Source organism: Coprococcus aceti (genome assembly GCF_025567285.1).
GTDB classification, from domain to species: Bacteria; Bacillota; Clostridia; order Lachnospirales; family Lachnospiraceae; genus Coprococcus; species Coprococcus aceti.
The window spans coordinates 71,638-95,662 of record NZ_JAOQJT010000010.1; the positions used below are offsets into that span (position 1 = coordinate 71,638).

The 24,025-nt window shown below is 38.4% G+C and carries 24 protein-coding genes; 2 read left to right on the top strand and 22 right to left on the bottom strand.

The window, feature by feature from the left end; genetic code table 11:
- Positions 1-22: 22 nt before the first annotated feature.
- From OCV54_RS12455 to OCV54_RS12525, 15 genes are all read right to left on the bottom strand, one after another.
- Positions 23-3,511, bottom strand: a complete 3,489-nt coding sequence (locus OCV54_RS12455) for an AAA domain-containing protein (RefSeq protein WP_055224307.1) — start codon at positions 3,509-3,511, stop codon at positions 23-25.
- A gap of 87 nt (positions 3,512-3,598) precedes the next feature.
- Positions 3,599-4,000: an 8-oxo-dGTP diphosphatase MutT gene (gene mutT, locus OCV54_RS12460; RefSeq protein WP_055224309.1), complete on the bottom strand. Its 402-nt coding sequence runs from the start codon at positions 3,998-4,000 to the stop codon at positions 3,599-3,601.
- A gap of 12 nt (positions 4,001-4,012) precedes the next feature.
- Complete coding sequence (locus tag OCV54_RS12465; protein WP_055224312.1) at positions 4,013-6,991, bottom strand: DEAD/DEAH box helicase; 2,979 nt, start codon at positions 6,989-6,991, stop codon at positions 4,013-4,015.
- A 225-nt stretch (positions 6,992-7,216) separates the two neighbouring features.
- Entirely contained in the window at positions 7,217-7,741 is a 525-nt protein-coding gene (locus tag OCV54_RS12470) for a hypothetical protein (protein WP_055224314.1), read from the bottom strand.
- A 147-nt stretch (positions 7,742-7,888) separates the two neighbouring features.
- Positions 7,889-8,122 (bottom strand): hypothetical protein, encoded by a 234-nt coding sequence (locus OCV54_RS12475; protein ID WP_156327932.1) that lies wholly within the window; start codon positions 8,120-8,122, stop codon positions 7,889-7,891.
- Positions 8,123-8,662: 540 nt separating this feature from the next.
- Positions 8,663-9,991 carry a KAP family P-loop NTPase fold protein gene (locus OCV54_RS12480; protein ID WP_055224319.1) on the bottom strand — a complete coding sequence of 443 codons (1,329 nt, stop codon included), beginning with the start codon at positions 9,989-9,991 and terminating at the stop codon, positions 8,663-8,665.
- Positions 9,992-10,077: 86 nt separating this feature from the next.
- Positions 10,078-10,761, bottom strand: a complete 684-nt coding sequence (locus tag OCV54_RS12485; protein ID WP_055224321.1) for a hypothetical protein — start codon at positions 10,759-10,761, stop codon at positions 10,078-10,080.
- Between the two features lies 1 nt (position 10,762).
- Positions 10,763-11,164 (bottom strand): hypothetical protein, encoded by a 402-nt coding sequence (locus tag OCV54_RS12490; RefSeq protein WP_055224323.1) that lies wholly within the window; start codon positions 11,162-11,164, stop codon positions 10,763-10,765.
- Positions 11,154-11,606: a DUF4869 domain-containing protein gene (locus OCV54_RS12495; RefSeq protein ID WP_055224325.1), complete on the bottom strand. Its 453-nt coding sequence runs from the start codon at positions 11,604-11,606 to the stop codon at positions 11,154-11,156. Before OCV54_RS12495 ends, OCV54_RS12490 begins: the two co-directional genes overlap by 11 nt.
- Positions 11,603-11,824, bottom strand: a complete 222-nt coding sequence (locus OCV54_RS12500) for a hypothetical protein (protein WP_055147248.1) — start codon at positions 11,822-11,824, stop codon at positions 11,603-11,605. The genes OCV54_RS12495 and OCV54_RS12500 overlap by 4 nt, the downstream gene beginning before the upstream one ends.
- Positions 11,825-11,957: 133 nt before the next feature.
- Positions 11,958-12,866, bottom strand: a complete 909-nt coding sequence (locus OCV54_RS12505; protein WP_055224327.1) for a sensor histidine kinase — start codon at positions 12,864-12,866, stop codon at positions 11,958-11,960.
- Positions 12,867-12,869: 3 nt separating this feature from the next.
- Positions 12,870-13,715 carry an ABC transporter permease gene (locus OCV54_RS12510; protein WP_055224328.1) on the bottom strand — a complete coding sequence of 282 codons (846 nt, stop codon included), beginning with the start codon at positions 13,713-13,715 and terminating at the stop codon, positions 12,870-12,872.
- Positions 13,708-14,661: an ABC transporter ATP-binding protein gene (locus OCV54_RS12515; protein WP_055224330.1), complete on the bottom strand. Its 954-nt coding sequence runs from the start codon at positions 14,659-14,661 to the stop codon at positions 13,708-13,710. The genes OCV54_RS12510 and OCV54_RS12515 overlap by 8 nt, the downstream gene beginning before the upstream one ends.
- A 51-nt stretch (positions 14,662-14,712) precedes the next feature.
- Positions 14,713-15,396 (bottom strand): response regulator transcription factor, encoded by a 684-nt coding sequence (locus OCV54_RS12520; RefSeq protein ID WP_172678749.1) that lies wholly within the window; start codon positions 15,394-15,396, stop codon positions 14,713-14,715.
- A 617-nt stretch (positions 15,397-16,013) separates the two neighbouring features.
- Positions 16,014-16,727 carry a helix-turn-helix domain-containing protein gene (locus tag OCV54_RS12525; RefSeq protein WP_055224333.1) on the bottom strand — a complete coding sequence of 238 codons (714 nt, stop codon included), beginning with the start codon at positions 16,725-16,727 and terminating at the stop codon, positions 16,014-16,016.
- A gap of 216 nt (positions 16,728-16,943) precedes the next feature.
- Here OCV54_RS12525 and OCV54_RS12530 point away from each other — a divergent pair, with 216 nt between their 5' ends.
- Both OCV54_RS12530 and OCV54_RS12535 read left to right on the top strand, forming a co-directional pair.
- The gene (locus OCV54_RS12530; RefSeq protein WP_040466133.1) at positions 16,944-17,624 is read left to right on the top strand and encodes an ABC transporter ATP-binding protein; all 681 of its coding nucleotides are present in this window, start codon (positions 16,944-16,946) and stop codon (positions 17,622-17,624) included.
- 24 nt (positions 17,625-17,648) lie between these two features.
- Entirely contained in the window at positions 17,649-18,497 is an 849-nt protein-coding gene (locus OCV54_RS12535) for an ABC transporter permease (RefSeq protein WP_003864628.1), read from the top strand.
- A 206-nt stretch (positions 18,498-18,703) separates the two neighbouring features.
- On the opposite strand, the gene OCV54_RS12540 is transcribed toward OCV54_RS12535, so the two are convergent.
- From OCV54_RS12540 to OCV54_RS12570, 7 genes are all read right to left on the bottom strand, one after another.
- The gene (locus OCV54_RS12540; RefSeq protein ID WP_055224362.1) at positions 18,704-19,081 is read right to left on the bottom strand and encodes a TnpV protein; all 378 of its coding nucleotides are present in this window, start codon (positions 19,079-19,081) and stop codon (positions 18,704-18,706) included.
- A 17-nt stretch (positions 19,082-19,098) separates the two neighbouring features.
- Positions 19,099-20,529, bottom strand: a complete 1,431-nt coding sequence (locus OCV54_RS12545) for a MobA/MobL family protein (RefSeq protein ID WP_055224335.1) — start codon at positions 20,527-20,529, stop codon at positions 19,099-19,101.
- A gap of 297 nt (positions 20,530-20,826) precedes the next feature.
- The gene (locus OCV54_RS12550) at positions 20,827-21,054 is read right to left on the bottom strand and encodes a DUF5348 domain-containing protein (protein WP_055224336.1); all 228 of its coding nucleotides are present in this window, start codon (positions 21,052-21,054) and stop codon (positions 20,827-20,829) included.
- A gap of 83 nt (positions 21,055-21,137) precedes the next feature.
- Positions 21,138-21,371: a hypothetical protein gene (locus OCV54_RS12555; protein WP_055224338.1), complete on the bottom strand. Its 234-nt coding sequence runs from the start codon at positions 21,369-21,371 to the stop codon at positions 21,138-21,140.
- Positions 21,372-21,476: 105 nt separating this feature from the next.
- A complete protein-coding gene (locus OCV54_RS12560; protein WP_055224340.1) occupies positions 21,477-22,619 on the bottom strand; it encodes a helicase RepA family protein in 1,143 nt (380 codons plus the stop codon).
- Positions 22,609-22,944, bottom strand: coding sequence for a plasmid mobilization protein (locus tag OCV54_RS12565; protein WP_055224342.1), 336 nt, complete (start codon positions 22,942-22,944; stop codon positions 22,609-22,611). The genes OCV54_RS12560 and OCV54_RS12565 overlap by 11 nt, the downstream gene beginning before the upstream one ends.
- On the bottom strand, positions 22,934-24,025 hold the full coding sequence (locus tag OCV54_RS12570; protein ID WP_055224344.1) for a site-specific integrase: 1,092 nt from the start codon (positions 24,023-24,025) through the stop codon (positions 22,934-22,936). Before OCV54_RS12570 ends, OCV54_RS12565 begins: the two co-directional genes overlap by 11 nt.

Below are 24,025 nucleotides of genomic sequence, written 5' to 3' on the forward strand. Positions count from 1 at the left end.
GCAACGGGGTGTTGCTCTGTTCCTATACCGACTGCGTAAACCGGCATTTCGGAAAGCCAGAGCAACCTATAAATTTGCCAAATTTCCCCGATCTTTCAACCAACTTTTTCCCGCATTCCGGGCATATCATAGCCGTCTTTGCAGATACAGATTTAGCATCTTCGGTCTTATCGCCAAGCAGCTCAGCAACCTCTTTATCTGTTAGTATCTCTGCTGTGCATTCTCTCGCAACCCTCACCGACCTGCAAGTCCATACCGACTTATCGCCTATCATGTAAAATCTAAACTTCGCCCTTGTCGCTGCAACATTGACGATATTATTGTTCACCCAGTTGACTGCTCCCATAGATTTGCTGTCGCATCCGAGTAGGAATATAACCTCATCCGTTCCCTGGCCCTGGAAAGTGTGCACAGTTCCAATGTTATTTGCATTAAGCCATTTTCTGACTCTTGGCTCTTTTCCGTATAACTCTGATTTCTTTATCATCTCCAGCATCCCCTCTTTCACCGATGTAAATGGTGTGATGATAAACAACCTAGGGATATCACCGGAATCCCGTTCAAATTTTCTCTCCAGTAGTTTCAGAACAAGCTCGCCCTGCGCCTTGACAAAGTGATCCTTCTTGCCCGAATTCTCAGCACCTGCTACATCTATCCAGCAGCTCTTGTCCAGGATAAATGTTCTTGCCCTGTCCTCCTTAGGAGCTGCCGTCTGCTGCTTCATAGTTCCATCATACGAAAGAACATTTGAGATTGTGTACATCGGGTCAATGCAGCGCCTATGGACTACCAGTGGGCAGCCTACCCACTCTTTCTCCTCATCCTTTCCAAGATAAGTTCCATACGGATTTATATAGTCAGCAAAAGCCTGCACAGAGATTTTCTTATCCTTGTAACCTGCCAATATCTCTGCTGTAAGCAACTGCTTTATCATGTCAGTCTCTGCGGTAACCACAGGCTCGATCTGCTTTGGATCTCCGACTATGATCGCCTTTCTGCATCTGAACATCGCACCAACTGCCATCTGTGGCTGTGCCTGTCCCGCCTCATCGACGATAAGAGTTCCAAGCACTCCGCTTTTCTTCACATCGCCCAGAAATGTCTGCGCAGAAGCAAATGTTGTGGATATTACAGGGGTGAGCAGAAAAATGCTCTGGAGCATATATGGCATGGCTTCTTCTCTGTCTGCAAGCTTCATCCTCTCACCACAATCATCAAACACATTCCACGCAATCATCAGGTTGATGATATTATGCCGCATGCATTTTGAAGAAATGACAAATTCTTTGTGCAGCTTACATGCATACAGGAATAGCTTTTCACGCTCTCTATTGTACTGGGCGGTAAACCATGGATTGGTTATCTGTGCTTTTGTTGACAGCCGATCATCCTCGGATACATAACGTTCCATAAATACAGCGTCCACCGGGGGCATCTTCATCTGCCCATGCGAATATTTTGAAATACACCGCTGATATTCCTGAAGATTCTGCAGACCAGATATCCTGTTGTTCAAAGAAGTTATCTCTCCATTAAGTTTTGATATTGTCGCTTTCTTCTCCTGAATGAATATATCTCTTGCGGATGTATCCTTACGCCTTGCGAACAATCCCTTCGGTCTGCTTTCCTCAAGCTCGATCAGCTCTTTTTGTTCAGCAAATAACTGACGCTCAAGCATCTGCCGCTTTCTTTCCACATCACTTATTTCACATGACAAATCCTCTGGTGCATCTTCCTGCAGCTCCATAGGAACCGAACCTGCCAGAGCACAGATCTGTTCCAACTCATTTCGCAGGCTTTCCACCAGTTTATATTGAGATAAAAACTTTTTTCTTACCTCCAGATATTTTGCCTTATGTTGCTCTCTGACACCAATTGATCTATAGTCCTCCACAAATGGCTTCAGGACCGAATTGCAATACTTACGAATATTTGCTTTTCTGCCAAATGGAGCGGATATCAATCCCCAGCAGTCAGCTCCGCCTAAAAGTTTATCCGCATAACGCGTAAAATAAATGTCCTTCTCTTCATGGCTCTTACCATATCTGGTTATAGTCTCCACATCACCTGACTTGTTGATATCAAACAAATCATGAACCTCATCCAGACCGCAGCGGATCTCCTCTTCATCATCTCTAGACGACTCCAGACTGTCAAGTATATCCCTCGCCTTCGGAAGATCTATCGTGATATTTTCCACCGCCGCATTATTACATGACGCGACCAGCATACTATAATTGTTGATCTCATCAACATTTATCGAATAATAATGAGGCGCATACTGGTAATAGGCATTCGCATTTGCCTCTAGCGGTCCATGCGAAAATGAATGCATTTCGAATATAGAATCCGGATCTTCTGCATTCTCAGCAAGGAGTCTGGCACGCTCAACAATATTGCTTGCCACGATCTCCTTGAGCAATGTAGTCTTTCCCGTTCCGGGAGGTCCGTTTATAGAAAAAACTGGAGCATCCCCGTCCTGTCTGATCGCAATATTGACTGCAACCTGCTGCATCAACGCCGGCATATATTTGGCCGGCCATTTTCCCCTTGGCGAATTTGTAACGTTAAGAATTCTGTCAAAGAACAACTTCATCTCACTCTTTCCCGCATCCGGCGAGATGATCGTTCTCGGTAAATCGTCTGGGCCTTTCGACTTTTCGTACCCTGCCAGAATGTACTCGATCACTTTCTTCTCATATTCATTCCCATCGCCAAAGCTCCCGTTCTGAACCAGCTCTGACAACTGAATAATGTCATTCAAAAAGAAGCTTTTACCCAGATCCGCATAGTCAAATGCGTCCTCGTCCGCATCTCTGGCCTGTTCGCTCGCATACCTGTTGTATTCGGCAATTCCCATCGATTCCTGCGAATCCTCTGAGAATCTGTGTTGCACATACTCGTTAAAAATCTTTTCATATATGGTTGAAATGAACTCATCAACATTCTGGTCCTGCAGTTCCTCATCGATCTCTCCAACAAGTTCTTCATACTCGCTAGTATCGAGAGAAAAGTCATGACTATTATGTGCTCTTGACTCATCCCACTTGGCAACTGCCCACAGTATCGATGACAGCTGGAAACTGTTCTTAAGATACACACCTTTCGTATCTGTCTTGAATGAGCACCATGCGATCGCGCTCTTTTTCGGATAAGCTATCTCAGGATTATCGGATTTATCCTCTATAAACTTCTCAAGATAATCAACTACTGTATTCCGCTCTACCTTCCCCAGACAGAAATGGATCTCTTCACCAACCGAAGGAAACTTCGCATATTCGTCCCTGTCATTTCCCAAGATCATTTCCAGATCAATATCAGGAGATGACAAAACTGGCAAATCAAAGAAGACCTCGATCTTCTCTGCCTTAACCTCTTTTCCATTCTTAATATTTTTAATTAGCTTTTTGTCCTCTGAACTTTCCTGTGGAATGTCGGTCTGCCCTAGAAATTCTGTGATTTTCCAGTAGTTTAGGATTTCCAGGACTGCAGTTTTTCGTTTGTTTTCCATTCGGTGTGCTCCTTGTGGTGTAACCCCTAATCTTCTTTCTTGAAATATCTTCCGATCTTTCTTATAACCTCACTTTTGAATCTGTTTTTACATTTGCTTACCCTTTATCTTATCCACCAGTGTCACATCCGCCGGCAGCCAATCGACCGAATCAAGTTCCTCTATAGTGAGCCACTTCGCATCTTCGTGTTCTTTTAATTCTAAATGATCTGCTGCCAGCTCACACAAGAAACAATCCATCGACAAATGAAAAGCTGGATAATCATATTCGATAGTATCAAGCAACTCTCCAACATTTATCCTTGCATCCAGTTCCTCGTTTATCTCCCTGACCAGAGCGTCCTGTGGAGTTTCACCAGCTTCTATTTTTCCTCCAGGGAATTCCCATCCCCCTTTAAGTTCTCCGTATCCTCTCTGGGTTGCAAATATCTGCTTTTGGTTGTTTTTTTCTCTTACAATTACTGCAGCAACTACTCTTATTGTCTTCATAACATCCTCCAATTAAGAATTTACAATGTACTCGTAAATATCTTCACGCACTGGAACATCAAGTATCCATTCAATTTCCACTGCTGTTTTCTCTGTGTTCTCCATTTTGAATTCTTTAGTTTTTCCACTTGCTGTCATATGTCCAAGATAATAAAACTCCTTAGAAATCTTATCATCTTTATTCTTTCTTACAAAAAGCTCTACATGAATCCCTCTTTCCTTCGCTTTAAGGAAATTCTGTACATCCTCTGATTGTAAACTTCTGCCAGACTTCGAAATAGCTATCAATCGATCCCTGAAGCCCGGAACAAAATGATCTTCATATTTCGTGGTGTCACTAATATCCTCTGCCTTATCATAATTGATGAACACAGGAAATGTCTTCGTCTTTCTGTCATATTTATATCCACCAATATTTAACGGAACTTCATTCTGCTCCCAATTGAGAAGACGACACACATCCTCATAAGTGTATTTCTGGTACAAAACAAAGTCCGTCTGATCATATGTATTACTATAATCACGCTCGTATCTGCTAATACCAAATTCAACAAGTTCTTGAAGGATATCATAAAATTCGCCATTTGACAGCATTTGTAAAAATGACTTTGTTGGTCTATAATCGTTTTCTTTTTTCTCAATAAACACGCACTTCGCGTAAGTTTTCTTGCTCGCTCCAGCCGGGAATTCATTAGTCATAACATTTACAATGTTTTCCTTCTGATCCTGACTGACATCTTTTCCATACTCCCTCATGTCCTCTGAAAGGCCGGCAAACAAACCAAATTTAGCTAGGCCCCGGGCATATGTAAGTATTCTCTTCAACATCTGAAGTTCCTGAATTCTTTTTCCATTTGCCAATTTCTTAGAAACAAATTCGATTACTTTTTCTTCATCCTCTGGCAAGCGAGTCTTGTATTCTTTCTCATATTTCACTAAAAACTTATAATACGATCCGAGACTGTTGTTATCAAAGATTCGAATAACATCCATCTCGCCGTATTCATCAAAATCCCTCAATCTGGGAATACGTCCAAGTTTATTCTTGAGGTTCGTATAATTCTCTTTAATGAGCCTTATATCACTAAAGTTTGCGTTATCAACCGATGTAAAAATTCTTTTTTTACTTATTTCGTCAAAATGAATCGTGGAGGCACCAGGAATCATCCGTTCACCTTCCATGACATATCTACGGATATTATCTTTGTTGTATGTTCTATCTCCTGATAAGGCAATCGGTATCATGAAATTGTTGTTATAGTTTCCAATAAAATCAAGGATTACAACGTATTCTTTCCCCTCTGCTTTTCGAAGGCCTCTTCCCAATTGCTGTATAAAAACAATTGGAGACTGAGTCGGTCTCAACATGATGACCTGATTTACCTCGACAATATCAACACCTTCATTTAAGACATCCACAGAGAAAATATAATCTATAGGAGTCTTATCTGCCGCTGCGTCTCTCTCATCCATAGCAAGTCTCTCAAACGCATCCTGCCTAACCATCTCTGAGTCCTCACCACTAAGTGCAACTGTCCTATATCCTAATTCGTTGAACTTCTTTGAAAGTTCCTTACACTCCCGATTACGGCTGCAAAATATCAGGCCCTTTACACGTTCTCCGCTGTAACCATAGTAATTCGACTGCTCTATAACAAGCTTTACACGCTCGTCACATACCAATTTATTAAAATCTTCTTCAGATAGATTCTTTGACTTGGTATCCTGTACAACGGATAAATCAGTAATTCCAAAATAGTGAAATGGACACAGCAAGTCCTCTTCCATTGCCTGCTGCAGACGAATCTCATAGGCTATCTGATGATTAAATATCTCATAAATATTTTCCCCAGAATCATTGTCATTCCTCTTGTCAGGCGTAGCTGTCATACCAAGGAATAGACGTGGGGTAAAGTAATTCATAACCTTCTGATATGTATTTGCCGAGCTATGGTGGGCCTCATCCAGAATAATACAATCAAACTCGGCTGGATCATACATTTGCAAATGCTCATCCCTATTTAACGTCTCCACAGTGGCAAATATATAATCTCTATCGTATTCATGATAGCCAGCACCAACCAACCCTACAGAAATCGTACTGCCGAAAACTCTCTGATACGATTTCTTTGCCTGTACAGCAAGTGACGCTCGATGGACAAGAAATAACACTCTCTTAAATCCAAGTTCACGCATTGCAAATGCCGACGCATAAGTCTTTCCCGTACCAGTGGCACTTATAAGAAGTGCTCTCTTCTCATCATTCTCCAATATAGCTTTAAGGTTAGCAATAAATCTCACCTGCATGCTGTTTGGTTTTAATTTATATCTCTCCAATGAGGTAACATTTCCCTCTGAAGCGATTTTCCTTTGAGCTTTGATTATATCGTATCTCTGCTTATATTCCTCATAAAACACATCATAGTCCAGAGCATATTCTGAGTTCCATAACTCGTCAAATTCTCTTAATATATCCTCTGACATCTCTCCCTGTGCCGTGGAGACAAGCTTCGTATTCCATTCTCTATTGGTCGTGAGTGCAGCACTAGTAATATTCGAGCTGCCAATTATGATCCTGTATATTTCTTCCTCTCTGAATATATATCCCTTTGTATGAAAGCCATTGTTAGCAGATCTTGTGTCATACATTCTAATCTTTATATTCTTCAGAGAATGCAATTTCTCCAAAGCCAAAGGCTCACTAAAATCCAAATAGTTTGAGGTCAATATCTCCCCTGGAACCCCTTTTGTCTCAAGCTCTTTCAACGTCTGAAGAAGCGGTGTTACACCGCCCAAAGTAATAAATGCCACACTTATCTGAAACTTATCACATTTTAGAAGTTCACTCTCTATGACTGAAATAACTTTCTTACCTTCCCTGTGATTATTTGAAACAAAGCCCGGCTTATATGATATCTCAGATGCAATATTGCCATCGATATATGCAGTTTCCAATCCGTCACGTACTAACTGCGTTTTATCCTGAATCATAGTTGTCCTCCATTTCAAATAGTATGATTTATTTTATCATAAAAGATGGGGAATGGGGAGATTTGTAAAAATTAAAGCGGGATAGAATCTGGTTTGGTGATTCTATCCCGCCTTTAAGTACAATAAATAATTGATGTCAGGCAGTCTCATTATAAAACCAACTGCCTATGCTTATTCTTTTATAGTTTTCTGTATCCATTCAATTCTACATAACTAAACTTTGAACTACTTATCCATCAGTTTTCTTTCGAATACAAGTACATCTTCACAAGCAGTAGAATTTTCCACTAATCCCAACACCTTTAATGCATTTTTGCCTAGCTCATTTGAATAAACAGTATGTAACTTCCACCCCTCTCTAGCACGCTTGTTTATCAATTCAGTCATTCTCTTTGCATCAACACACCCATGATCTTCATTTAATATTGTTTCAACTGCATATTCATATAAGCCTATTAATGAACGTGCATACTCTTGTTTCTCCATTTCATCTTCTTGCATTCGCTTTCTTTCAATGATTATTTCTTCAGCTGTCCTATGCGACTTTTCAATATCTGTTGCAACTTCATCAATATATTCTTTTGCATTATGGGAAAATTTAGAAACATTTATGGGGTCTCTAAAGAATAGCAAATCATCCTCATTTCCATTTCTTAATCCTTGTAATCTAGTAAAACAATTGTTGCAAATACTCATTCCTGCAATTATTCTATCTTCTTTTTTTGCATTGCATATCTCACATACCCTCATTATTTTCTTCCTTCTTTACTACGAATTTTTCACTTTCTGTTTTTTCTATCAATTTGTACTATAACCTTGTATTTTTTCTGTAATAAGTTTTGTAAGCACAGCACAAACCCAAGAACTTAATTCTAATACTTAGACATTTTTCATCACCTATAACAACGATAACAATTTTTCTTGTTCTTCTTCAAATCTATCATCAGATAACAAACCTGCTTCTTTCATTAATTTCAATTTTACTACTTTCGTTTTAAATTCTTCTAATGATATCGATTCTATTTTATTTATTTGCATGTTATCTTGTTTCTGAATTGATTTTAGCAAAGTGCCATTTTCAATAACATCAGTCGATTGATGAACAACCGTTTTCTTTTCAAGTTCATCCACAATACTATACTTTTTTTCTGGCAGATATGTCTGCAAAAAATTGTAAATATCTTGTGGAAGTTCAATATCAACATATTGCCTTTTTGTTTCAGAATAAAAATTGAGTATAACACTTCTATCATCTATAAGTCCTCTGCTATATGCTGAATTGGCTTGTAAATCTAATGGATTACAGGAATATGTGGATGCTATGAATGAATTTAATTAAGTTTATGTAGCTTCATTATGGTTTTGAACTAATCTGACATCAATTTTAACTTTCTTTTGATTGATAAAATAATTCATCGCTTTTTTCGTCGCTTTTTATGCGTCGAAAAAGGCGTCGAATTATTCTAATTATACATCTAACTCGGCTTTTAACCTGGCATATAATTCAATATGCCAAGTTAAATAACAAATTCATTCCGCTCCTTTAGATAAATTGCCAGAATAATATTTTCAAGATTTATTATCAAATCTGCCAACTCTATTTCTTTATAGCCCACATATAAATTAATTGTTGAAATTTCATTCTGATATATGGAGATACTGATTTTTAGACTACCATAATATTTTTGCAAATTCAATAAACTTCTTACATTCATCAATATCTACTGTTTGATTAACAGGGTCCATATATAACGTTTTTTTATGTGCCAAAAGCTGATCTAATATATGCCATGCCTCTCCATTGAAATCATTCGAAACCATTATTTCTTCACTATTCATTCCTATTGTTCTTGTATTTGTCATAGCAATGTTCTTTTTCTCTTTTAAATATTCAATTATGTCTTTAGAAAGATAGTTATCTAGCCCGCCATAGGTCGCATGGTCTATTTCAGGTAGCCAATACAAATCATCAGACCTATCAATATATTTTCCTTCTTTATCAGGTAAAGATATTTTATATTTTATCATTCCCCACATTAATTCAAACCATAAAACTGATTCTGACATTTTCCCTTTAAATGCAAGTGTGTGAATTATATCCAATTTTTCAATTAGCTTATTCAAATTTCGAATGTCAATTTGGCACAAAGTAGCTAATGTTTGTAACTCCTCTGCCGCCGCATCCTTTTCCTCAAATTTTTCAAAATAATAATTATATTTTTCTACATATTTAGATTGAAGCGCTCCCACGCCCAATTTCAAATTGAAACTAATAAATTTTCTCAGATATCTACCTGTATCAACTGCATTACCAAAGATTTTTTTCACGGAATTCTCAAGTTGTTTACTGTCAACAGCCATAATAACAATTGTATTGGGGATACCCTCAAATAAATGATGAAGTCTCTCAAGAACTTTAATTGCATATTCAGGCATACATCTGTCTAGTTCATCAACAACTATTACAACAGTTTTTATTTCCGACATCCGTTTAAGTTTTTCCCTAGTTTCATCTAAAGTTTTCTTAAACGCAAACATTTTATCAAATTTAAATTTTTGATTATCAATGCCCGTCTTTTCACTTTGAAATGTTTCTACAATATTAACACCTATTTTATTTTTTACATACTCTCCGGCTACTTCTGCCAATATTTCTTTCGCTGTTTCCCAACCTGCTTTTGCCACTTTGTTAATTCTATGTTCTAGTGAATTTTCAGAGTCTTCTAGCATTGCTGATATTATCGCAACAGAAGGTTCTTCATAATAATCATATTGCCAACAATTATAATGAAAAACATAAAATTTATCATCGTAGGTATCCTCATTAACAACAGGAGATAATCTTCTCTCAAGTTCTTCTAATACATAAGTTTTTCCATATCCCCAAGTTCCATCAATCGAAAATATTTTTCCTTGTTTTAAATCTGACATAGTGTTGACAAGCTGATATAACATATCAATAAATTGTTCTCTATTCAAAACATCAACTGTTTCCTGCATTCACATTCCCCTTTGCTCTTCAGATGAAAATTTGTCTTATTAATGTATCATTTATTATGCATTATGAAAAATATAGTCTTATTAAACTATTCTTTCAAAGTAATATCTCTCATTAGCCTTTGTACTTTCTCTGACCGTATCAGCATCCTCATCTTCTCATCCCCACTTTCAATCTCAGGCTTACCACACCTCAAGCTATCTGGATGTTCCGACACACAACAATCCTTATACCAACATTCACCCATAAGAGTCCCTTTAACAGACCACTTCTCATTTTGCGTAAATTCGCCCACCAATGACTTCATCACTCGTTCTGTAGAATATCTCTTAAAACCTGCTATATACTGCAAAGTCTTTTCGTCATCAATCTTTGATATATTGATTCTATGATTTTCAACTGCCGTCAAGACTTCTTCGCGAATTTTGATTTTATCTGTCTTTCCAGTGCCTGTCCACTCCACAAGCTTATCAAAGGCAAGAATCAAGTATTCAAAGCAAATCATATCCAGAATTATAATCTTGCCCTCAGCTTTATCTGCTATTGATTTCAGTATGCGATACTTATTACGAATATCCTGATTATCAACAACATAATCAAATGCAACATAATATGAATCGTCATCTTTAATGTCAATGTCTAACACTGCATCCAATAATCCCTGATTACTTCCTTTACTTTCAACCACAAGTTCATTATCAAAGAAAAGTTGATTTACTAATTTCCAGAAATGAAATCCTGCGCCGGTGTCTTCCGTCCATAAATATCTCATATCACACTTCCTCTTCCAGTGTTATTCTATTGTTATCAAAATTCAACACCTTAAAGCTCTTATCAGATACATTAAGTCCGTCACAATTTCTTAGAAAAAGCATATACTGATTTGAAAACTCAAAATTAATGAATCTCCTAACGTCATCATTTATCAAGTAATCTGCATTATCTATCACGATAAAACAATCCCGGCACTGCTTTATTACTTCTAAGAAACCATCTGATTTGTAGTTAAATAATTTGATTGCCTTATATTCGTCTGTCAGTCTTATATCTTCCAACATTTCGTAAAGAACTGTTTTACCTGTACCGCTGTCTCCACCAACAAGTGTTATTCTATCGTCAAATTCCAAATCATATGAAAAAGGATCTGCTTTAAATATAATACTCTTATAAATCATCTGCCGCCCTCCTTTCATACTCCTTGCTCCACCAGGCATTATAACCTCTTCCGCCAGTAACTATATCTGAATCATTGAATCTGATTTTTGCATCATTTGGAATGTCAAAAAGCGTTGGTCTAGACATATAAATCTTTATATTATCCATAGTAAAAATGATTCTGAGCACATTCGGGCCGCATTCTTCAACATTTACCACATTATCAGGATGCTTTACAATATTAAGTAAAGTTTTACAGCCTGATGACAAATTACGAATTGTGCCCAAGCCATATTTTGTCTCAATGTGCTTATCTGGCGTCAGTTTTGCCTCATCCACCTGTCGTATTAAATCAATTTCTTTTTGTGACATTTCTTCATTACCTGTATTTAAGTTAAAATACAGGTCATTCTGAAGTATCCAATCCTTTGAGTTCTTTTTTTCTGTATAGATATTTATCATTGATATTTCTCCTTCAATTTACTATCAATTTTGTACCAATGTCTTTTTACCTGATTCCGAATATCACTCTCAAGTACCTTACTTTGACTAAATATCTCATCCGCTTTATATGCATATGTTAAGAAATTTCCATGATCTTTAGAATACTTACTTGCCCCTAAATGTGTATACGAATGATAAACTGCTTTCTTTCCAGCATTAAACGATTTTTCATCCATATTCTCTTTGATTCTTTTAATTTTTCTATATGCTCTACAATAAAACTTTCCTTAAAGAGTACCCTAACATAAGAGCTAATGCTTCTGCAAGGATAAATAAAAATTATTGATTATCCCTCTACGTCGCAAAATACTATTTAGCATCGGTTGCAATCGGAAAGTTCATTTCAACAATAAACTCTTTTTTTTCTATTTTTGCTTCAATCTCTCCATCCATCCGACTAACCAACTCCTTTGCAATAGATAGTCCCAATCCAGTAGATGTTTTACTTCTGGCAACATCTGCTTTATAAAATCGCTCAAATACCTGATCTATATTAATCTGTTCTGGATGTGTAACCTGATTGCTGATTCTAAGCACCGCCTGATTTTGATCACGTTCCAACACAATGCTAATCTTCTTTTCTCCATGATCCAGCCCATTTTTTATCACATTCTGGATAACACGGCGGAGTCCCTGCCTGTTTCCATGTATATACAACTGTTCTTCCGTAATCTGAATATCCGGCTGAATTTCCATTCTTACCCATTCATCATAGTATGAAAAAACTGTTTCTTTCAAAATCCGGTTCATACAGCACAATGTCAATTCCAAACTGTAAGATTCGTTTTTTAACTTTGTAAACATAAAAAGTTCTTCCAACATTTCATTCAGACTATGAATTCTTTCGTGGATAATGCTTAAATAACGTTTCTGATCCTCTATATTTTCACATTCTTCCATTAGCTGGAAATATCCGTCCAAAGATGTCAGTGGTGTGCGGATATCATGAGAAAGATTTGTATAAGTGTCCGCAATCAGAGCTTCTTTCTCCTGATAATGCTGCTTCTCTTTTCTTCGCAGTTCCAGAAGCTCATTCAACTTGTCAGAAAGCTTTCCTATTCCACCCACATCAAATTCATGGTTAATCAACATGTTACTGTCATGTTTCATCATAAACGCCAATTGGCGGCAGATGTCTTTCACCTGCCGCTGGTATTTCCACATAATAATAAATTGTAAGATAATAATTCCTGCTAATATCCCAATTACGATATACATCCGTTAAATATCCCTCTTTTGAAAAACAACGCTGCTTACTGATATCATCATAACGATGAACACTATTGCCACACCAAATGCCGCCAAACACTCATTTCCACTCGGATTCATAGGAAGCAGTGATAATTTTCCTGTTATCGTATACTTATAAATCTGGAAATTCTGAATTCCTATTTTTTGAATAGCACTATTGATCACCCCATACACAATGGTCATTACATTCATGCTAAGACAGACAGCAATGACCATGCTGATTACATTATTTTTCAAAATAATTGCAATCGCCATACAAATCAGCACAAGTGCATAATGAAGAGCCAGTTCAGTCACAAAATAAGATAAAATTGCCTTTGTATTTCCCCATTCCAATTCCCCGAAAACAATACCATTCGCCGCTGCCTGAAATAAGAATGCACCTGCCATTGTCAGTACCGTAAAGACAGCCAAGGCAATTGCTCTGGAAAAAATCAGAGTTCCTCTATTTCTAACCTGACCTCCTATATTCTTAATATATCCGCTACTGATATCCGCTGTTGAAAACAGAACAGTAAAAATCACCAAAAGCAGTGCATACAATTTTCCTTGGGAATTGGCAAAAAAGATATCATATACCGTCACCTTTTCTCCCGGCTCCGTAGGCAGCGTTACCATCATTCCCACATTAATATTATCCACAGTAGGTTCAGTAACCTGCTCCTGTTTCATGGCATCCTTTTCAGTCAAAAGCTCATAATCTGTCTTGCTTAAAGATGTTGTAATCAATAATATTGCTGCCAGTACGATCCAGATTACATACATACTTTTGGTTTTAAGCATCCGGTATAAATCCATTTTTATTATATTAAGCATGATCCGCACCTCCCGTCAGATTCAGAAAATAAGTTTCCAGTTCTTCACTGGTTATGGAAATCCCTTTTACCGGAATTCCTGCCTTTGCAAGTTCCATATTCAACGCTGCACTTTCATTCAATCGTTCAAAAATATGAATATGCTCTTTATCTGTTACCTGATAGTTGGTAAATCCCATAGAATCCAGCACCGGAATTGCCTGTTTCGGATGATCCAATGTCAACTCTATCCGTTCACTGCATCTTCTTATTAATTCTTCTCTTGTAATTTCCTGTAATAAACTTCCATTATGAATAATTCCATAATCAGTAGCAATCTTCGATAATTCCTCAAGAATATGACTGGAAATGCATATTGTCATATTCTTCTCTTTCTGAAGTCTCTGAATCGTATCCCGGATCTCTGCTATACCCTGTGGATCCAATCCATTGATTGGCTCATCAAGAACTAATAAATCTGGTTCTCCAACCAAAGCAAGACCAATTCCCAAACGCTGTTTCATTCCAAGTGAAAAATGTTTTGTTTTTTTCTTTCCCACATTCTCCAGACCGATAATTCTCAATATTTCTTCAATATAACTTTTTTTCTTTATTCCAAACAGCTTGCATTTGATATTCAGATTTTCATATGCAGTCATATTTCCATAAAGTCCCGGTGCCTCAATCAGACATCCTATCCGTGATCGAACTTTTTGCAAATCTTTTCCCTTGTATCCGAACATCTCGATTTCTCCACAAGTTGGCTTGGAAAGTCCACTGATCATCTTCAGACAAGTTGTCTTCCCAGCTCCATTCCGACCGATAAAACCATAAATAGCACCTTTTTTAATATGCATATTGACACTGTCCACAGCTTTATGGTGTCCATATTGCTTAGTCAAATTTCTTGTTTCCAATAACATTTCGCTCAAGTTTTTCATCTCCTTTTTCTTATCTGCATTTATCATAAAGGAATAATCCTAATCAAACGCAAATAAATAGTAAAAAAAGAGTAAAGATTATAGATGAAGACGATAACCGATTCCCCAGACTGTTTCAATATATTCCTCAGATGTAACTGTTTTTATCTTTTTACGAATATTGCTTATATGTACATCCAGAGTTTTTGTTTCACCCATATATGGTTCGTCCCACGCATATTCAAAAATGTCCTCTTTACTGAAAACCTGCTTCGGATTTCTGAGCAGTAATTCTAAAATCGCAAACTCCTGTCTTGTTATCTTAGGAAGTATTTTTCCACCAATGCTGACCTGAAAAGTAGCTTTGTTCAATACCATCTCTCTGAACGAAAGGTTAGATTCTTTTATTTCCTTTTCTTCTGTATGACGAAGCTGTACCTGAATTCTTGCCAGTACCTCTCTGATTTCAAAAGGTTTCGTTATATAATCATCTGCCCCACTAGTTAAAACCTTTACCTTTTCATCCAAGCTATCTTTCGCAGTCAAAACAATAACCGGAAGATTTCCCTTTTTCCGTATTTCCTCCAGAACTGCTTCTCCTGTAATTCCCGGCAACATCAAATCCAGCAACACCAGTGCATAGCTATGCTCCTGCATATTCAAAAGCAGCTTTGCCTCAGTTCCGGAAAACGCCTGCTCACAGAAATAGCCTGCTTTGGATAATGCTTCCTGAAGCAGATTATTGATATTTGTATCATCTTCTACAATCAGTATTTTCTGCATGATAGTTCTCTCCTCTATTTTACACTGTGAAAACATTATTTTCTTGCATTATACGCTTTTCCCTTTTTTCCCGCAATTACTCCCCACAGATTTCCAGAATTCTCCAGTACATAACATACTTTTTGTTCCAGCTGAACTTATAATTTTCAGTATTCCTGTGCTTCCAAGATGCATATATCACTTTTTCCTTACCATTATGCCTTTATTTCTCCATCAGTGCTTTCGCAACCCTTATCCCGCCCACAAATAGAGCCAAACTAGAGCCATTTGATAAAACAAATGCCGGAAGCCCGCATAAATACAGGCTTTCGGCATTTTAGTCCGTTATTCAAACTCGACAATTACTAATCAATTTTGTTTAGAGATTATTCGTTGTCGTGTTTGTAGTTCTTTTAATTATTTGATTTATCCATATTATCCTGCCTATATGAGCTAATGTTATCATTTTGTTATCGGCATTGATAACACACGCTCTATAACTGTGGATAATAGCAATATGTTCCGACTCAAATTATAAGCGGTTTTGCTTAGAAAAGCAACAGTATATAATTAAAAACAGCAACCACTTCAGACAAACTAAATGCAACTACTATTCCTTATTTATATTCGCCATCTTACTAACGCCGATATACATTTTTATGAATTTCCAATAACTGCTTCAACACATCCTCTATTATCTCATTATTTTCGTTATAAAAGATATTTTCGTTCTCGTTCAAAGTATTTTCCTTAATCTCGATTTTGCTATCTTTATCAAAGCAACCTTTTATGCTTCTAAAATGATTAAATTCAATAGCAAAATCCTTGCCATCATAAATAGAAATACTAATCTCTATATCTTCAATCATAAAATCGGCATAACTGTTTTTTACATGAAAGTCTTTCTTTAAGAACGGGAGTTTTTGGTTTGGCAGTCGATACCGAACATTGTCTTTTTCTAATTCGTAAAGTTCTCCTTTTACGAATCCTAATTTCTCTGCATTCATTTCAAATGCTTGATTCATATTTCTTTCTGTAATTTTCCAGTTAATAAATACAATTGCAAATATAAGCAAACCAGCCAACAGACACATGCCCACTAATCGAATTGCCTTTTTATATTTATTGTAAAAATCTATTTTCTCAACAAACTCTTTATCCTCGTTTAATAGCTTATCCAAAGAAACATGATAGGTGTTACAGATATCAATCAACATTTGAAGATCTGGCAGACTTCTTCCATTTTCCCAACTGGAAACTGTCTGTCTTGAAACACCAAATTTTGCTCCATATTCTCCTTGAGTCATGTTTGCTTCAGTCCGAGTTTTTTTTATCATCTCTGCAACTGTCATTTCAGCTCACCTTTCCATTGTATAATAATGCTCTGTCTCAAGTATGCCATAATCGTGTATTTTACACAAGATATTATCGTTTTACATGCATGTAAAGTAACCTTATCCTTCTAAAATCCAACTGTAAAAGGCTATTTGCTTTATTTTTTTCTTCCAACAACCTATACTTTCATTAACAACAGCAATTGCCGTACAGATTTAGAAAGGATGAATTTTATGAATGATATTATTAGAACCCAAAACCTTTGTAAACATTACAAAGAAACAATCGCTTTAGATAATGTTTCCCTTCATATTCCTCGAGGTGCTATCTATGGATTGATTGGAAATAATGGTGCAGGCAAGACAACTTTAATGAGAATACTTTCTAATTTGCAAAGTCCATCCTCAGGAACAGTTGTTAAATCTGAAAATATTAAAATCGGTGCCATTATTGAAACACCTGCATTATATCCTACCTTAAGTGCAAAAGGAAATTTGAAGTATCAGCTTAAAATTTGTGGATGTCCATCAAAGGAAGTAAAGTCGAAGATTGCTGAACTATTAGAACTGGTACATCTGAAAGATACTCGAAAACTGGTAATGAATTATTCATTAGGTATGCGTCAGCGTCTGGCTTTAGCAATGGCACTTGTAGGAAATCCGCAATTCCTCATTTTAGATGAGCCTCTTAACGGACTTGATCCTGAAGGCATAAAAGATGTCAGAGCTATCATCGCAAAGTTAAATGAAGAGTATGGTGTTACCATTATGATTTCAAGTCATATCTTAAGCGAACTTCAAAAAGTGGCAAACCACTATGGTTTCCTCAAAAATGGTGTTTTAATTCAAGAATTCTCTTCATCAGAAATAGCCGATACCGATTTAGAAACTTTTTACTTCAAAAATTTTTTATAGAAAAGCAGAAAGGAGACTTAAACTATGAATAAACTTTTATCTATGGAACTAAAGCGTGCTGCAAAATCTCCAATTCTATGGCTTGGAGTAATCGCAGTAATTGCCATCAATGTTTATGGAATCTTATTAAATGGATATGGTTTCAAAATCTTTACAACAACATTTTTATTGGAAAATTCTGACCTGATATGTATCATTTTGGCAGTGTTGATTCCGTTATACTTAGGGAGTGACTTTGAAAACAGAACAATCAACAACAAGATATCCGCAGGATATACACGAAAAGAGATTTATATTGTCGAACTAATCGTCAGTAGCATATGTGCTACAGTTCTCTTTGTTGCTGATATATTATCTGTTTTCACAAGCTCAAATATTGCTGGATTAGAATTTAGTGATAAAGTCAATGTAACTGAATTTGCATTTCATGCTGCGATTGCTTTTGTGTGCATCATCACAGTATCTGCTTTGTACACTATGATTGTAATGATTTCACATAAGCAACTTATCAGTCTTGGAATTGCAGTTATTCTAACCTTAGCATTGTTGACATTAGGTGGAAAGTCAGTTTCCAGCTTAAATCAATCAAGCACTTGGACTGATCCTATCACTCATGAAATTGTGGAAAACCCTCTACGAATAGATAGTTTTGCCCGTACAGCAAATAACATTCATGTTTTAGTATCACCGTTTGCGCAGGCTGAATTTCACAGTTATCTGCTATTTGAATCAGAATTCGGCACAAAGGAAGAAACTTCTCTTATTTTCAAAGACTTTCCTTACCACATAGAATTTTGCCTGTTCAATATTCTGGAAATTCTTCTGTTTTACAAGATTGGGATTCGTATTTTTAGAAAGCAGGACTTGAAATAGTAACTTTAATAGTCTTTGTCCCCTGCATTATAAATATGCTTAATACAGATTTTATTAAGAAGGTAAAAACAGTCGCAATATACGCCTGCTTTTACCTTCTGATATTAAATTCATGAATTTATGCTTTATAATTATATACATCAGCCGCCTACATTGTAAAGCAAAAAGCAAGCCATTTTAGACTTGCTTTCCGCCACTCTTATTCCTTATTGATAAATGATTTCTTTATCTACAATCTCCCTCGCACATGCCTGTATATTATTCATCCTGCCTACCCACTCCCACGCATTGTCTGCCTTTAACTGTTCTGTAATTCCTTGTGCCTGTTTCATCTGCTCTACAATTCTTTCAAAGCGTTCCTGTGCCTTTTCCTCTATATCTGCCAGATAACTGTTCAGTCTGCCGCTCATCATCAGATCCAGATATACATTCCTGCGGTATTCTTTCAAATACTGCAAATGTCTTTGTCCCCATACTCCAACAAATCTCGGTTCTTCTTCCTCCGGCAAAGTAAGGTTGGGGATAAAGTAATCCCCACATCTTACATAAGTGCCGCCCATTTCTTCAAAAATTGTTTTCTTCATTTTCTGTTCCACCTTTCTCATCGTCCTCTGTCCATTGATTTCTTCTTTGCTGTCTGTTTTGGCTGTTGCATGCTTTCCTGCTGATAGCGGTGCAATTTTTCCCGTATGCTTGCCTTTTTCGACGGTTCTGATAGCTTCTCTTTTTTCGGTTCTGTCTGATTTTTCCATGCTCGCAGCTCCTCATTATATTCCCTGACCAGTTTTTCCGATTTCTGATATGTCTTTGCAAAGGACTGAACATCTGGATATCCTGCCTGTTTTACAGTCTGCTCCATATCCGTGTGGATACGTTTTTCCTGTTTCTCTGACTGTTCAATTTTGCCCTCTAAAGATTTCCGTGCTTTCCCTTTGAAAAATCCAGTTGTCTCGGAAAGTTGTTTCTTCAACGAGGAAATCTCCTGCTGTGCGAACTTCATCGCCTGTGACTGCTTCTGAAGTTTTTCCATCAGCGTCCGCATCTCATTCCATTCCTGCAAATCAATCTTTGGTATGGGCTTCGGCGGCAGCTTAAACTTGAAAATCATTTCCTGTAAGAAGTCTTTTGCACCTCGGATAATCTGCTGAAGCATATCCGGCAGCCATCCATGTGTCCTTATCGATTGCAGTGTTTTGTCTGTAATTCTCTCCCGCTTGACAGTTAAAATATCTTCTTCGGGAACGCCCTCAACCAATGCCACATCAACTGTCCGATTCCATTCCTGCCTTGCTGCATTGTCTGCCTTTATCTCCTCTGCTTTCGGATTATTCTTCCCGATTTTCTTCGTTGCCAGATACACACCGCCTTGCTGAAATACGGACAGCTTTTCAGATTCTACCTTCACATGGCTATTGATGATTTCCGTAAACATCTCCTTGACTTCTCTGGTAAAAGCGTCGCTCTTAAACCATTCATCTTTCTTTGTAAAAATGTGGCTCTCATAAACTTCTCCTTTGGGAATAATGCTGCATCCTGCCCGAAGATTTCCCTGCTCATCTAAAATCTCTTTCTTCGTGCGTCTGTGATTGCCCTGCTCATCATAAAACATATTTCTGGTAGCAATTTTCACTTCGGGATGTTCCAGCATTTTCCGTTCGCTGAATACGAGATGGATATGGTAATTGGTCATTTTCTTGTTATGGTGAAGTGCCGCACTACATTCTACACTGTACCTTTTATAAAAACTTTCCGTGAAAAGCCTTACCACATCATCTGCCTTGTACTCAACAAAACTTTCTGGAAGTGCAATGATAAACTCCCGTCCTTCAATACATTTTCCTGTTGTTCCACTTGCCTTAAAATCCAACTGATTCTCTCTGGCAAGATTCTTCCAGAACTCTGGTGTTGCTCCTTCCGTCTGATAGGTCGCATAGAGATGTTCCTGTCTTTTCGGATTAGAAATATAGTCAATTCTTCCTACCACATCAGACAGCTTGTTTTGTCTGATAAATGAATGTCTGCCTATAAGCATTCTCCTTTCCCGGCTCTCGCCTGCTTCGCTGTGAGTAGGTGCATAGGCACCTGTTTTACGAACTAATTGCCGTTTCTGGCATAGCTCCCGGCAGGGCGAAATACACAGAGCATAAACGAAGTTTGTGCGATGGGTGTATTTCGCTCTCAAACGCCGAGGGCTTTATGAGATACTTTATGCCTTTGTCATAACTTGGCTTTTGCTTTTCATTTTGGGCGTGTCCGCCCTTTTTATTTGCCCGTATCCGGGCTGTTTTTTATTCCTGACAACAAGCCGACTCTTTACTTCCTGTCTGATTTATTCCGGTATTCTTGCCCGTACATACTCCAGATCGCCGCAGTACGGTGTTCCCACCAGATACCATTCCATTGCAGGATTCATCTCCATCCTTGTCCGCACCCACTGATCATCTACCAGAACTTCCATACACTCTCCGCAGTGAAATCCTGTATCAATCCATAAATCCATTGACAACAATCCATATCTGCCATTTTCACAGTTATAACCTAATCTTCCTTCTCTCATTGCATGATTCTCCTTTCCAGATTTCTCCTTGTCTGCTATCCACAGGGGCGTGTCACGCTCCTGTTCTTATCATCAAGGAAGAATTACCATCGGAAACTCTCCGGCACTCCTCGTCTGTCCAGATACTCTTTTCTCGCCCGTTCCCGTTCTTCCTCTGTCGGTGCATTCTTAAATTTTCCATACAGGTCACGCATGACCATCCTGTCTAATTTCTTCTCTAACCCCTGCTTGATTTCTTTCTCGTAGCTCTCATCTTCAACCAAGTGAAAGTGGAGCAACTGCATAAATAATTCCTGTGATATTTGCACATTTCCCATCTTATCCATCCTTTCCGTGACAGTACGTGACGGTATGTGACAGTCGTGACGGTTATTTTGATACCACCCCGCTGTCAAAAATACCGTCACAACCGTCACGTACTGTCACGCATTCTCTGTATTGTCTTTCCAGAACCTCAGTTTCCGTCCTTCGTGGACACGTTCACTCCGAAAGAGAATCCCATGTTCTGTATACAACCGTCCTGCAAGAATGTTCAGTTTTCTTGTGATAACGTGCGGTTGAATGTTCACATTTATCAGTGCAACAAGTGCTGTTGGCGAACCTTCCCAGTAAGGATTGTCCTTCATAACAAGCTTCGCAATCTCATCCAATAACGGCTCTGGCGGTTCTTTCCATAACTCCGTTTCTGCCTTTTGCAAATCCCACAACAAGGTTTCTGTATTGCGGATAAGATACAGCTTCTGGTCTTGCTGATCTCTGCCCGATACTTCCAGTGTTGCGGTATTACCTGTTCGTTTTTCTTTCTGAAGAAGAAACGCTCCGTCTGCTGCTCCAAGCAGTCCGCTTGTCCCGGAAATCATGTCAAACTTATCATCCGCATTCTGCTTTCTTGTGTGGTGTACGAGCAGTAAACAAAGTCCGTGAGCATCCGCAAAACTTTTCAGTCTTGCCATAATCTGATAGTCATTTGCGTAGCTGTAATTATCGCCGCCAACCTCACGCACTTTCTGAAGCGTATCAATAATAATCAGCTTCGTGTCTTTATGCTCTGCCACAAATCTTGCAAGCTGCTCATCCAGTCCATTTCCAAGCTGGCTGGCAGAGACAGAGAAGTAAAGATTATCGGTACTTTCCGTCCCAAACATCCGATACAGACGCTCCTGCAAGCGGCGGTAATCGTCTTCAAGTGCCAGATACAGCACCGTTCCTTTTCGGGTGGTATAATTCCAAAGCGGTGTGCCCGTGCTGACATGGTAGGCAAGCTGTGCCATCAAAAAACTCTTTCCCAGTTTGGGCGAACCTGCAAAGATATAAGTGCCGGGGTAGAGCAGACCGTCAATCAACGGCTGCTTACTCCGATACTGTGTGTCAAACAGCTCATTCATGGAAATTGTCTGGAGATAGGATGGGTCTGATCGCAACTGCATTTCTCTCTGCAATTCCTCAAAACTCTTGATATTTCCATCATTCTCGGATATACTACTTGTAGTGTTTTTAGAAGTCGGCTGCTCCGTATCTGCGCCAACAGATACATCCGGGGCAGTCTTTTCTTTTTTATTTCCCATCCTCGTCCTCTCCTTTCAGACCGCCCAGAATAACAGCGATTAGTTCAATGACATTCAGCAGTTCTTCATCCGCACGGTTTCCTGCTTCAATCCGCTTTAGTTCTGCGAGGACAGCGGCAAGTTCCGTTTTGAGTGCCTTGAATACTCTCGGATTTCCCTGTACCACTACATCCTGATTCAGGCAACGGCGGTAGCAGTATTCCTGCTTCGGCAATCCCGATAAGGCGACTGCCTTGTTAATGAGTTCATTTTCTTCGGGCGATACCCGAAACCCTACTGTAATGTTTCTCCAACGGTTTTTGTTATCTCTGTTCTTAGCTGACATTTTCAATCTCTCCTTTCCCTAAATCGTCTAATCTATCTGCCATTTCCGTCTGCTTTGACGGGAACAGATGAGCATACTGGTAAGTGATGTCAATGCTTTCATGCCCTACACGGTCTGCAATCGCCACCGCTGAAAATCCCATATCAATCAGCAGGCTGATGTGGCTGTGTCTTAAATCATGGATACGGATACGCTTTACTCCTGCGGCTTTCGCACCTCTGTCCATCTCGTGATGAAGATAACTCTTTGTGACCGTAAAGATTCGGTCTTTCTTCTTCAATCCGTAAAGCATCTGCAAATACTCCCGCATTTCTTCACAAAGGAACTTCGGCATTTTGATGATGCGGTTGCTTTTCTTTGTTTTCGGTGTGGTAATCACATCTTCTCCGTGTAACCGCTGATAGGACTTGTTGATTCTGACCGTTTCTTTCTCAAAATCGAAGTCGGCGGCGGTCAGTGCCAGTAGCTCTCCTTCTCGGATACCGCACCAGTAAAGCATTTCAAAAGCGTAAAAGGAAACTGGCTTGTCCATCATCTCAAATGAGAATTTCTTGTATTCTTCTTTCGTCCAGAACAGCATTTCCTTGTGTTCCTCACTTCCCATATTTCCTGCTTTGGCGGCAGGATTGGAACGCAGCTCATAATACCGCACCGCATGATTAAAGATAGCGGACAACTGATTGTGCAGCGTTTTCAGATAGGTCTGTGAGTATGGCTTTTTCTTTTCGTCCCGATAGGCAAGCATCTCATTCTGCCATGCGATAACCTCTTTTGTGGAAATCTCGCTGATTTTCATCTTGCCGAAATAAGGTAAAATCTTCGTGCGGATGATATGCTCCTTCGTCAGCCATGTGTTCTCCTTCAGACGGCTTTTCATATCCCGGATATACAGTTCGGTAAAGGCTTCAAAACTCATATCCATATCAGAGGAGTTCTGCAACTGGAACATTCGCTCCCATTCCTGTGCTTCTTTCTTGGTAGCAAAGCCACGCTTGCATTTCTGTTTACGCTCGCCTTTCCAGTTGACATATCTCGCCATCACATACCATGTTCCATTGCTCTCGTTCTTGAATACCGGCAT